Annotated in this window: 9 protein-coding genes; 2 read left to right on the top strand and 7 right to left on the bottom strand. The window is 32.2% G+C overall.

Translation table 11 applies throughout. The features are described from left to right. Nucleotides 1-99 precede the first annotated feature (99 nt). Nucleotides 100-480: an ArsR/SmtB family transcription factor gene (locus E4100_RS01035; RefSeq protein WP_135269973.1), complete on the top strand. Its 381-nt coding sequence runs from the start codon at nucleotides 100-102 to the stop codon at nucleotides 478-480. A gap of 2 nt (nucleotides 481-482) precedes the next feature. After that, nucleotides 483-2,588 carry a heavy metal translocating P-type ATPase gene (locus E4100_RS01030; protein WP_135269971.1) on the top strand — a complete coding sequence of 702 codons (2,106 nt, stop codon included), beginning with the start codon at nucleotides 483-485 and terminating at the stop codon, nucleotides 2,586-2,588. 14 nt (nucleotides 2,589-2,602) lie between these two features. Here E4100_RS01030 and E4100_RS09500 read toward each other — a convergent pair whose 3' ends face one another. From E4100_RS09500 to E4100_RS00995, 7 genes are all read right to left on the bottom strand, one after another. After that, entirely contained in the window at nucleotides 2,603-3,916 is a 1,314-nt protein-coding gene (locus tag E4100_RS09500; protein WP_209315199.1) for a 2-hydroxyacyl-CoA dehydratase, read from the bottom strand. Further along, a complete protein-coding gene (locus E4100_RS01020; protein ID WP_135269968.1) occupies nucleotides 3,897-6,833 on the bottom strand; it encodes an acyl-CoA dehydratase activase in 2,937 nt (978 codons plus the stop codon). Before E4100_RS01020 ends, E4100_RS09500 begins: the two co-directional genes overlap by 20 nt. 75 nt (nucleotides 6,834-6,908) lie before the next feature. Next, a complete protein-coding gene (gene guaB, locus E4100_RS01015; RefSeq protein WP_135269966.1) occupies nucleotides 6,909-8,369 on the bottom strand; it encodes an IMP dehydrogenase in 1,461 nt (486 codons plus the stop codon). Between the two features lie 160 nt (nucleotides 8,370-8,529). Further along, nucleotides 8,530-8,829, bottom strand: a complete 300-nt coding sequence (locus tag E4100_RS01010; RefSeq protein ID WP_135269965.1) for an ArsR/SmtB family transcription factor — start codon at nucleotides 8,827-8,829, stop codon at nucleotides 8,530-8,532. Nucleotides 8,830-8,943: 114 nt separating this feature from the next. Beyond that, nucleotides 8,944-10,569, bottom strand: coding sequence for a chaperonin GroEL (gene groL / locus E4100_RS01005; protein WP_135269963.1), 1,626 nt, complete (start codon nucleotides 10,567-10,569; stop codon nucleotides 8,944-8,946). A gap of 30 nt (nucleotides 10,570-10,599) precedes the next feature. Beyond that, complete coding sequence (locus tag E4100_RS01000) at nucleotides 10,600-10,881, bottom strand: co-chaperone GroES (protein WP_135269962.1); 282 nt, start codon at nucleotides 10,879-10,881, stop codon at nucleotides 10,600-10,602. A 207-nt stretch (nucleotides 10,882-11,088) separates the two neighbouring features. Next, nucleotides 11,089-11,769 carry a DUF554 domain-containing protein gene (locus E4100_RS00995; protein WP_135269960.1) on the bottom strand — a complete coding sequence of 227 codons (681 nt, stop codon included), beginning with the start codon at nucleotides 11,767-11,769 and terminating at the stop codon, nucleotides 11,089-11,091. Nucleotides 11,770-11,783 lie beyond the last annotated feature (14 nt).

Below are 11,783 nucleotides of genomic sequence, written 5' to 3'. Positions count from 1 at the left end.
ATTAAGTTACAAATTTTATACTTGAAATAAAAAAATAGATGAGTTATACTATATATGAACATATGAATAATTGTTCATATATTAATGGAGGTGTAAATAATGGTTAATTCAGAATATAATATTCCTCTATGCGAATCAACTTGCATCCACGAGGATGTTGTTAATAGAGTTAAAAAAAATTTACCCGATGATGAAATTTTAAGCGAAGCTGCAAACTTTTTTAAAGTTTTCGGTGATAAAACGAGAATAAAAATACTCTCTGCTCTTCTTGATTCTGAAATGTGTGTCTGTGATATAGCATGCTTACTAGAAATGAGTCAATCTGCTATTTCTCATCAGTTAAGAGTTCTAAAAAGCAATAATCTTGTAAAAAACAGGAAAGAAGGTAAAGTTGTTTATTATTCTCTTGAAGATGAACATGTAAAAGCAATTCTAGATCAAGGTATTGTCCATATTAGACATAAAAATAGAGGTGAATAACAATGGAAAATAAAATATTTATCTTAGAAGGTTTAGATTGTGCTAATTGTGCACAAAAAATTGAAGATAGAGTTAATAAAATCAATGGAGTTAAAAAAGCAACTTTAAATTTTGTCAATAAAAAGCTACAGATAGAATTTAATGATGTAAGTAATGAAGAATTGGTCAATCAGATAAAGAATGAAATCATATCTATAGAACCATATGTCAAAATAATAGATTTTAATGAGAATATAAGTAAAAATAGAAAAAATAATATTGATGAATATAATTCATCTTTAAAAAGATTATTTCTAAGTCTTCTTATTTTTATCTTAGGTGTCATACTGCCTATTGATGAATATATAAAATATTTATTGTTCTTTTCAAGTTACTTAATAGCAGGCATTAGAGTCTTAAAAATTTCATTACACAACATTAAAAACAAAAATATTTTTGATGAAAATTTTTTGATGTCAGTTGCAACATTAGGTGCTATAGCAATTGGTCAATTTGAAGAGGCTATTGCAGTTATGATATTTTATGAAATCGGGGAATATTTCCAATCTAAAGCTGTTAACCAGTCTCGTAAATCTATTGCAGAATTAATGGATATCAGACCAGATTATGCAAATTTAATTAAAAATGAAGATTTTATAAAAGTAAATCCGAAAGATGTTCAAATTGGTGACCATATATTAATAAGACCCGGTGAAAGAATACCATTGGATAGCGTAATAGTAGATGGAGAGTCATCAATAGATACAAAAGCTCTTACTGGAGAATCAATTCCTAAAGATGTGAGAACTGGTGATAAAATATTGGGAGGTTATATAAATCTTCAGGGATTATTAAAAGCAAAAGTTGAAAAGGAATATAAAGACTCTTCAGTATCAAAGATACTAAAGCTTGTTGAAGAATCAAGTGAAAAAAAAGCACCTACTGAGAATTTTATTACTGCGTTTGCTAAATACTATACTCCAGTTGTTGTGTTTCTCGCTATAGCATTAGCTATCATACCACCATTGATTACCGAAGAAGCACTATTTAGTGATTGGATTTATAGGGCATTGGTCTTCTTAGTTGTATCATGCCCTTGTGCATTAGTGATTTCAATTCCTCTTAGTTTTTTTGCTGGCATAGGTAAAGCTTCCAAAAATGGAATTTTGATAAAAGGTGGAAATTATTTAGAAGCATTAAATTTCGTAGATACTATTGTGTTTGATAAAACAGGAACTCTCACGGAGGGGGTTTTTAAAGTTAGTTCAGTCGTGACAATTGGGAATTACTCAGTAGATGAAGTACTCTATTTTGCAGCTCATGCAGAGTATAATTCAAATCATCCAATAGCAAAATCGATTGTTGAATATTACAATAAAGGAATAAATTTGTCGTCTATAAAAGAATTTAAGGAATATGCCGGAAATGGAATTGAAGCTGTCGTAAACGAAAGTAAAATATTGTTGGGTAAGTTTGATTTTCTAAGATCAAAAGGAATAAAAATAGATGAACTATATCAAAATAGCAATAGTATATATGTAGCCATCGATGGTAAGTTTGAAGGATACATTGTCATTACGGATAAAGTAAAAGATGATGCAAAATACACAATTGATATGTTGAAAAATCACAACATAAAAAATATAGTAATGCTTACTGGCGATAATAAAGAAGTAGCCAGCAAAACAGCTAAAGACCTTGGAATTAATTCATATTATGCTGAGCTATTGCCTGAAGATAAGGTCGAAATAGTCGAAAAGTTAATGAGTAAAAAATCTAATAAGAAATCTAAATTAGTTTTTATTGGCGATGGTATAAATGATGCCCCAGTTTTATCAATATCAGATATAGGTATTGCGATGGGGGGCTTGGGATCCGACGCAGCTATAGAAGCATCAGATATTGTGCTAATGAATGATGAATTAAAAAAGCTCATTGAACTATTTCAAATATCGCAAAAAACAAGAAAAATAGCCTACGAAAATATTTATTTAGCTCTCTTCGTCAAGTTTTTAGTCCTAATACTAGGTGCTATAGGTATTGCAACAATGTGGCATGCAGTATTTGCTGATGTAGGAGTTACTATTTTAGCCGTTATTAATTCAATGAGATTATTACAAAATAAATGATGCCTAGGCATCATTTATTTTGTAATCGCTAGCTCTTCTTTATCTTCTAATGACTTCACATCAGAAAAATCAAAGCCATATATTTTTTCTTTAGCTACAGATAACATTAATTTTATCCTATTTTCTTGGTTTACTATTGTCGCACTTGGATCATAGTCTATTGGTACTATATTCGCATCTGGGTATAACTTCTTTATATTTGCTATTACTCCTTTGCCAACTATATGATTAGGTAAACATCCAAAAGGTTGAGCTACTACGATATTTTCATAACCCAAATTAATTAGTTCCACCATTTCAGCAGGTAAAAGCCATCCTTCTCCCATTTTGCAGCCTAATCCCACAATGCCATCTACAAGTTCTTTTGTATGCATAAATGACGAGGGTACAATGAATTTTCCACTTTCCTTTACCGCATCACTAGTAGCTTGTTCTACTTTTGACAAATAATCATTTACCATTTTCATCAATCGGCTTTTTAAACGTCCTTTCCCATATAATCTATAGTCTATAACTCCATTTTCAACACTATACATCAAGAATCCCATTAGGCTAGGTACCATTACTTCACAGTCTTCCTCATGAAGAAAATCTTCAAGTCCATTGTTCCCTAGGCTAGAAAATTTTACATATATTTCTCCTACAATGCCAACTTTTATCTTTTTAGTCTTATTAATTGGTATCTTAATAAAAGAATCTACTATTTCTTCAGAAATTTTTCTGATGTTCTTAACTCCAGAAGCTTTGTTTATTTCAAATCTTCTACCAATTTCTTCTATCCAACTATTGACTAGCTCTTCACTTTGTCCAAGATTTACTTCATATGGTTTGACTTGATTATTTAATAACATCAATAAATCTCCATATGCAACAGCAGCCACTAACTGCATTAGCATTTTATATGTGATTTTAAATCCGCTATTTTTCTCAAGTCCTCCAGCATTTAAAGATATAACAGGAACATGTTCGTATCCAGATTTTTTTAAAGCTTTCCTCAATAAGTGAATGTAGTTTGATGCCCTACATCCTCCTCCTGTCTGTGTTATCATAAGGGCAACCTTATTTACATCATATTCTCCTGAATTTAGAGCGTCTAACATCTGCCCAATTACCAGCAATGCAGGGTAACAAGTGTCATTATGAACTGTCCTTAACCCTTCGTCTACTACATTTGGCCCCTCATTTTTCAAAACAACTAAGTTATATCCTTGAAGTCTAAATATTTTTTCTAAAATTCCAAAATGTATCGAAGCCATGTTAGGGCAGAGGATTGTATAATCCTTTTTCATTTCTTTAGTAAATTCGACCCTATCGTATTTTCTGCTCAACTTGTCCACCCTCTTTTTCTCTTTGCTCTAGTGCAGCTAACAAACTTCTAACTCTTATTTTTACTGCTCCAAGATTGGTAATCTCATCTATTTTTATCTGTGTATATATCTTCCCATTTTCTTCAAGTATTTCTTTTACTTCATCACTAGTTATTGCATCTAATCCGCAGCCAAATGATACAAGCTGAATGAGTTCAACATTATCATAATTCGAAATTAGTTTAGCTGTTGTATAAAGCCTTGAATGATATGTCCATTGATTTAGCACATTTGTTTCAATTTTCTTTCCTAAGTGTGCAATAGAATCCTCTGATAAAACTATAACACCTAGCTCTGTAAGCAACTTATCAATTCCATGATTTACTTCAGGGTCTAAATGATAAGGTCTACCTGCAAGTACAATAGCTCTTTTATTTAATTTCTTTGATAAATTAAGAAGCTCTTCACCTTTTTTTCTTATCTTGCCTTGATAAATTTTGTATTCCCTCATTCCACATTCTACTGCAAATCTAATCTGTTGCAGATTTATATCATCAAAGTGTTTATTGAGAGCTTTGTATAATCCTTTTATGAGAGATTGTTTATTGTGAAGTCCAAGATAATCATTGATCAGAACTATGTGATTTGTTCTCTCTACATTTGCAGCTATTACCTCTGGGTAATAAGCAACAACTGGACAATTAAAGTGATTATCTCCCTTTTTTTCATCAAAGTTATAAGTCAAACAAGGATAAAATATAACCTCTATACCTTCGTCAAGTAGATACTCAATATGTCCATGAACGAGTTTTGCGGGAAAACATACTGTATCTGAAGGTATTGTATGCTGTCCGTTAGTGTAAAGCTCTCTACTTGAAAAAGGAGATGACACTACTTCAAAACCTAACATTGTAAATACGGTATGCCAAAATGGAAGTAGCTCATAATTATTTAAAGCTAAAGGTATTCCTATTTTCCCTCTTTTCCCTGGAATAGGTTTATAGCTTTGTAGTAATTTCTTTTTTTCATCATACATATTGTACTTTTCTTCTTTTGTTCTTCCTTTTATTGGTCTTTCACATCTATTTCCACCAATAAACTTACGGTTATCTCCAAATGTATTTATTGTTAAAGTGCAATTATTTTCGCATAATCCACAGATAACACTTTTTACTTTGTGTTCAAAATTCAATAATCCTTCTCTATTTATAGTTGTAGTTTTATCTTTTAAATTGTGTTTTGCGTATAAACTTGCACCATAAGCGCCCATCAAACCAGCTATATTTGGTCTAATAACATTTTTCCCAAGTTCATCTTCAAAAGCCTTAAGCACTGAATCATTATAAAATGTCCCACCTTGTACTACGATATTTTCTCCAAGATCATCAGCATTAGATGCCCTTATGACTTTATACAGCGCATTTTTTATTACACTAATTGATAATCCTGCTGATATATCTGATATAGTAGCACCATCTTTTTGTGCTTGTTTAACTGAAGAATTCATAAACACAGTACATCTAGATCCTAAATCTACTGGATTTTTTGCATATATCCCGAGTCTTGCAAAATCAGCAATATCATAACCTAATGCTTGTGCAAATGTCTGTAAAAACGATCCACAGCCTGAAGAGCATGCTTCGTTTAAAAATATATTGTCTATTAGTCCATCTTTTATTTTAAAGCATTTTATATCTTGCCCACCGATATCAATAATAAAATCAACATCTGGTTTGTATTTCTTTGCAGCTGTATAATGAGCAATAGTTTCTACAATACCTAAGTCAATAGAAAATGCGTTTTTTATGAGTTCTTCTCCATAACCGGTAACTGCAGACCCAAGTATTTCAATTTGTGGATATTTCGTCATAAAATCTATCAAAAATTCTCTAAGAATAGGTACAGGATTGCCTTCATTTTGTGAATACATACTACCTAAGATTGTTTCATCTTCTGCTATAATACAAGCTTTAATAGTCGTAGAACCTGCATCTATTCCAAGATAAGCACCTTTAGAATAAGTTGAAGGGTCTGTAAAATTTACCGTATCTCTATCATGACGATCTTTAAATTTAATATATTCATCTTCTGAATCAAACAATCTCTTTGCATTTTGTGTCCTAGTTATTGCTCCTGAATTTTTGATCCTATAAATTAATTCATCAATAGTGATCATAGTGCTTTCAGCACTGTGTGCAGCTCCTAATGCTACAAAATACAGTGAATTTTCTGGGCATATCCCTATTAATCCTAGAGTATCGTCAAATCTTTTTCGCAGCTCAGAGAAAAATGTAAGTGGTCCTCCTAAGTAAACAACTTTTCCTTTTATAGGTCTTCCTTGAGCTAGGCCTCCTATTGTCTGGTTTACAACAGCTTGAAATATACTACAAGATATGTCGTTTTTACTTGCACCTTGATTTAACAGCGGTTGTATGTCAGATTTAGCAAATACCCCACATCTTGAAGCTATTGTATATATCTTATTATATGTTCTAGCCAAATCATTCATTTGAGTTAAAGTAATTCCCATCAATGTGGCCATTTGGTCTATGAAAGCTCCTGTGCCACCTGCACAAGAGCCATTCATTCTTACTTCCATACCATTTGATAAAAAGAGTATTTTTGCATCTTCTCCGCCAAGTTCTATAACTACATCTGGATCTTCTATTTCTTTCATCACCGCTAATCTTGTAGCATATACTTCTTGAATAAAAGGTATTTTTAACCTTTGGGCTAATCCCATACCAGCAGATCCCGAAATAGCTATTGAAGCTCTATTTAAATTGGGAAATTCTTCTTTTAATTTTTCTAATAATTCAATTGTTTTTTCGTTAATTTGTGAAAAATGCCTTTCGTATGAATGAAAAATCATATTATTACTTTCATCTAATACTACGCACTTTAATGTTGTCGATCCTACATCTATGCCAATTTTCATTGTAATCACCTTATTTTTGTAATTTATACAATCATTGTACTACAATTGTATAAATTTGTATAGTTTCTCAAAATTCTAATATTTCAGTCCTCTTTGATAATTTGGTGCTTCCTTTGTTATGCTGATGTTGTGAGGATGATTTTCAACAAGTGTAGCCGAAGAGATTCTTATCATCTTTGATTTTTGTCTTAATTCTTCTAAATTTCTTGCTCCAACATATCCCATTCCTGATTTTAATCCACCAATAAGTTGATATATAACATCAGATAAAGCTCCTTTATAATCAACTCTTCCTTCTACGCCCTCAGGTACATATTTTTTAGTTTCCGTTTGAAAATACCTATCACTACTTCCCGAATCCATTGCACCCATAGAGCCCATACCTCTGTACTCTTTATATCTTCTTCCTTCGTACAAAACCTCTTCTCCAGGACTTTCATCTGTACCAGCAAACAATGATCCCGCCATAACTACATTAGCTCCAGCAGCTAAAGCTTTAGTTATATCCCCTGAATATTTTATTCCACCATCCGCAATTATAGGTATGTTATATGCACTTGCCGCTTTTGCACAATTTATTATAGCCGTGATTTGTGGAACACCAACACCTGTCACTACCCTAGTTGTACAAATTGATCCAGGGCCAATCCCCACTTTTATTGCATCTGCACCTGCTTTTATCAAATCTACAGTTGCCTCATCTGTTGCTACATTGCCAGCTATTACTTGCAAATTCGGATATTCTCTCTTGATTTTAGAAACTGCATCTAACACATTTTTTGAGTGCCCATGAGCTGTATCTAAAACTATTACATCTACCTTGCTTTTTACAAGCGCTGACACTCTTTCCATCATATCGGAAGTAACTCCTACAGCTGCTCCTGCTAGTAATCTCCCATTTTTGTCTCTAGCAGAATTAGGAAATTCTATTGATTTCTCGATGTCTTTTATTGTAATAAGACCTGTCAATTTGTAATCGTCATCTACAATTGGAAGTTTTTCTATTTTATATTTTTTCATTATTTCTAAAGCTTCATCCATTGTAACAGTATCATTCGCAGTAACTAAATTGTCTTTTGTCATTACTTCATCGATTCTCTTGTTTGTGTCTTTCTCGAATCTAATATCTCTATTAGTCAATATACCAACTAGTTTGTGGTCATCATCAACAATTGGAACTCCTGATATCCTGTATCGTTCCATCAATTCTAATGCATCGGATATAAAATGATCTCTGGATAAATAAAATGGATCAGTAATAATCCCATGTTCAGATCTCTTTACTTTGTCTACTTCCAAAGCTTGTCTGTCAATGCTCATATTTTTATGTATAATCCCTATTCCACCTTCTCTAGCCATAGCTATAGCCATTCTAGCCTCAGTTACTGTATCCATTCCTGCACTCATCAATGGAATATTTAGAGTAATTGATTTAGTTAAATTAGTTTTTACATTTACATCTCTAGGAATTACTTCAGATTTCCCTGGAAGTAATAACACATCATCAAAAGTTAACCCTTCACCGATAAATTCCAATTTACAAATCCCTCCAATTAACTATTTAAGTTTTTCTTTCTAATTTAACAACTTCAATTTTGTTTGTCAAGCACATTAAATTAATTGCTCAAACTCCTATTTATCAAAATAGATTAGCAAAAGCTAATCTATTTTGATAGGTTATTGTTAATTTAACAAATCATTTGAGAGTTTCCTTGCATATGCAATCTTCTTTAGGACTTGTCTTGTATACTATGTAATTGATTATATCATTTACAGCATCTTTATTAATTGAATAATTCATCCATTTTCCTTCTTTAACCACATCAACTAGTCCTGCACTTACTAAAATTTTCATATGATGAGAAATTGTCGGTTGAGTTAAATTTAGTTTTTTCATTATTTCACAAGCACACATAGGTCCGCATGATAACATATCCAGTATTTGAAGTCTGCTACTATCAGCTAATGCTTTTAAAAGCTCCACTTCTCTTTCCACATAATCACCTCATCAAATCTTTGTTAAAATCATAACCTACTTTAAACATGTTGTCAAATTATCTTAATATATAAAATATAAAGGTCACCATTAGGTGACCTTTATATTACATTATTACATCATTCCATCCATTCCGCCCATGCCCATTGGTGGCATTGTTTCAGGTTTTGGAATCTCTGCTACTGCTGCTTCTGTTGTAAGTATCATAGAAGCAACACTTGCAGCATTTTGTAAAGCTGATCTAGTTACTTTTGTTGGATCAACAATTCCTCTTTGAAGCATATTAGTATATTCTTCTTTTAATGCGTCAAATCCTATTCCTGGTTCAGACTGTTTAACTTTTTCAACAATGATTGAACCTTCTAATCCAGCATTAGTAGCAATCTGTCTTACAGGCTCTTCCAATGCTCTTAGAATAATCTTGACTCCTGTTCTTTCATCGCCTTCAGTTTTATCTAATAATTCAGCTACTTTTGGTATTATGTCTACAAGTACTGTCCCTCCTCCTGGAACTATACCTTCCTCAACAGCTGCTCTTGTTGCTGCTAAAGCATCTTCTATTCTTAATTTTCTTTCTTTTAATTCAGTTTCTGTAGCAGCCCCAACTTGAATTACTGCGACTCCACCAGCCAATTTTGCTAGTCTTTCTTGTAATTTTTCTTTATCAAATTCTGATTCAGTAGTTTCTAATTGACTTCTGATTTGTTTTATCCTGTTTTGAATTTCTTCAGGATTTCCTTCTCCATTTACTATAACTGTATTTTCTTTATCTACTTTAACTTTTCCAGCTCGACCTAGCATATCTATTGTAGTTTCTTTTAAGTCATAGCCAAGCTCTTCAGAAATAACTGTTCCACCAGTTAATACTGCTATATCTTGAAGCATTTCTTTTCTTCTGTCACCAAATCCTGGAGCTTTAACTGCTACACAATTAAATGTTCCTCTCAATTTATTAACTACCAATGTTGCCATTGCTTCGCCTTCAACATCTTCTGCTATAATTACAAGCGGTCTTCCTAATTGTACTATTTTTTCTAGAATAGGCAATATTTCTTGGATATTTGAAACTTTCTTATCTGTAATCAATATATATGGGTTCTCATATTCTGCTATCATTTTTTCAGTATCTGTTACCATGTAAGCTGAAACATATCCTCTGTCAAATTGCATACCTTCGACTACTTCTAGAGTAGTCCCCATAGATTTAGATTCTTCAACAGTTATTACTCCGTCATTACCCACTTTTTCCATCGCATCCGCTATCAATTGACCTATTTCTTCATCAGCAGCTGAAATTGATGCAACTTGTGCAATTGCTTCTTTTGATTCAATTGGAACGGAAAAACCTCTTATTTCTTCTACAGCCTTTTCAACAGCTTTTCTTATTCCTTTTTGAATGATCATTGGGTTAGCTCCAGCTGCAACATTTTTTAATCCTTCCCTTATTATAGCTTGTGCTAACAATGTAGCTGTTGTAGTACCATCTCCAGCGACATCATTAGTCTTTGTTGCAACTTCTTTAACAAGTTGTGCTCCCATATTTTCAAATTTATCTTCTAATTCGATTTCTCTTGCAATAGTCACACCATCATTTGTGATTACTGGTGAACCATAACTTTTCTCTAAAACTACGTTTCTTCCTTTAGGTCCAAGTGTTACTTTTACTGTATCTGCAAGTTTATTTATTCCAATCTCCATTGCTTTTCTTGCATTTTCATTAAATTTAATCTCTTTTGCCATATCCAACACTCCCTCGTCGTAAATTTTTTATTATTCAACTACAGCTAATATATCAGATAATTTTAATATCGTTAATTCTTGTCCATCTAATTTTACTTCCGTACCAGCGTATTTAGAAAATATTACTTTGTCTCCAACTTTAATTTGATCTTTCTTCTTTTCATCATTTAATATATCTGCACCTACAGCAACTACTTCTGCCATCGATGGTTCTTCTTTTGCTGTTGTTGGTAAAACAATACCGCTCTTTGTTTTTTCTTCAGCTTCAATCTTTTTAATTATAACTCTGTCTCCAAGTGGTTTTAAACTCATCTTTACTCCTCCTCCATCATATTTATTCGTGCTCATATTGTTAGCACTCAATTAAAATGAGTGCTAACATCTAATACAATAATAACTATATTTAAAAAGCTAATCAAGTGTGTAATTCCGCTATTTTTGGGTATTTTTCTCTGTATTTCTCTTAATATCTTTAAATATCTATTATTTGCTTTATTTTTCTATATTTATTTATTGAAATCACAATGAAAGTAAAAAATAATATACTGGAGGTATGATAATTGCAGGTAACATATTGGCAATTTTAATTTCTTTTAGACCTAACAAATTGATTCCTATTGCAATTATTAAAATCCCTCCTACCGAAGAAATCTCATTGATTGCAATTTCTGTCAATATAGAGCTTAAAGAGCTTGCAAATATAGTTATTGTCCCTTGATATAAAAATACTGCTAAACTCGAAAACATCACTCCGATTCCTAATGTAGAAGCAAATATAATTGCTGTAATTCCATCAAGAACAGCTTTTGCATAAAGAGTTTGATGATTCCCCGTAAGTCCAGATTGTATTGCTCCTACTATAGCCATTGCCCCTACACAGTATACTAAAGATGCGGTTACAAAACCTTTTGAAAAATTACCTTCTTCATTTTTAAACTTTGACTGTAATCTGTCTCCTAGATTATTTAACCTTTTATTTATGTCTATCAGTTCACCTATTATGCTCCCTATGACGATACTTACAATTACAACTACGAGATTTTCAAACTCTAGCGCATTTGAAATTCCTATAACTAATACGCTTAAGCCAATCCCATCCATGATTGTGTTTTTATAGCCTTCTTTAATCCCTTTTTTAAACAACATACCTATCGCTGCACCAATTATTATCGTCAAAGAATTTACTATAGTTCCTAACATCGTATACCTCCTGA

Source organism: Soehngenia longivitae (assembly GCF_004684055.1).
In the GTDB taxonomy this organism is placed as follows: Bacteria; Bacillota; Clostridia; order Tissierellales; family Tissierellaceae; genus Soehngenia; species Soehngenia longivitae.
This window is presented reverse-complemented; position numbering and strand designations above follow the sequence as displayed.

Coding starts and splice junctions, on each gene's coding strand:
- E4100_RS01035 (WP_135269973.1), top strand. CDS start 100: ATGGTTAATTCAGAATATAATATTCCTCTATGCGAATCAACTTGCATC.
- E4100_RS01030 (WP_135269971.1), top strand. CDS start 483: ATGGAAAATAAAATATTTATCTTAGAAGGTTTAGATTGTGCTAATTGT.
- E4100_RS01020 (WP_135269968.1), bottom strand. CDS start 6,833: ATGAAAATTGGCATAGATGTAGGATCGACAACATTAAAGTGCGTAGTA.
- groL (WP_135269963.1), bottom strand. CDS start 10,569: ATGGCAAAAGAGATTAAATTTAATGAAAATGCAAGAAAAGCAATGGAG.
- E4100_RS01000 (WP_135269962.1), bottom strand. CDS start 10,881: ATGAGTTTAAAACCACTTGGAGACAGAGTTATAATTAAAAAGATTGAA.
- E4100_RS00995 (WP_135269960.1), bottom strand. CDS start 11,769: ATGTTAGGAACTATAGTAAATTCTTTGACGATAATAATTGGTGCAGCG.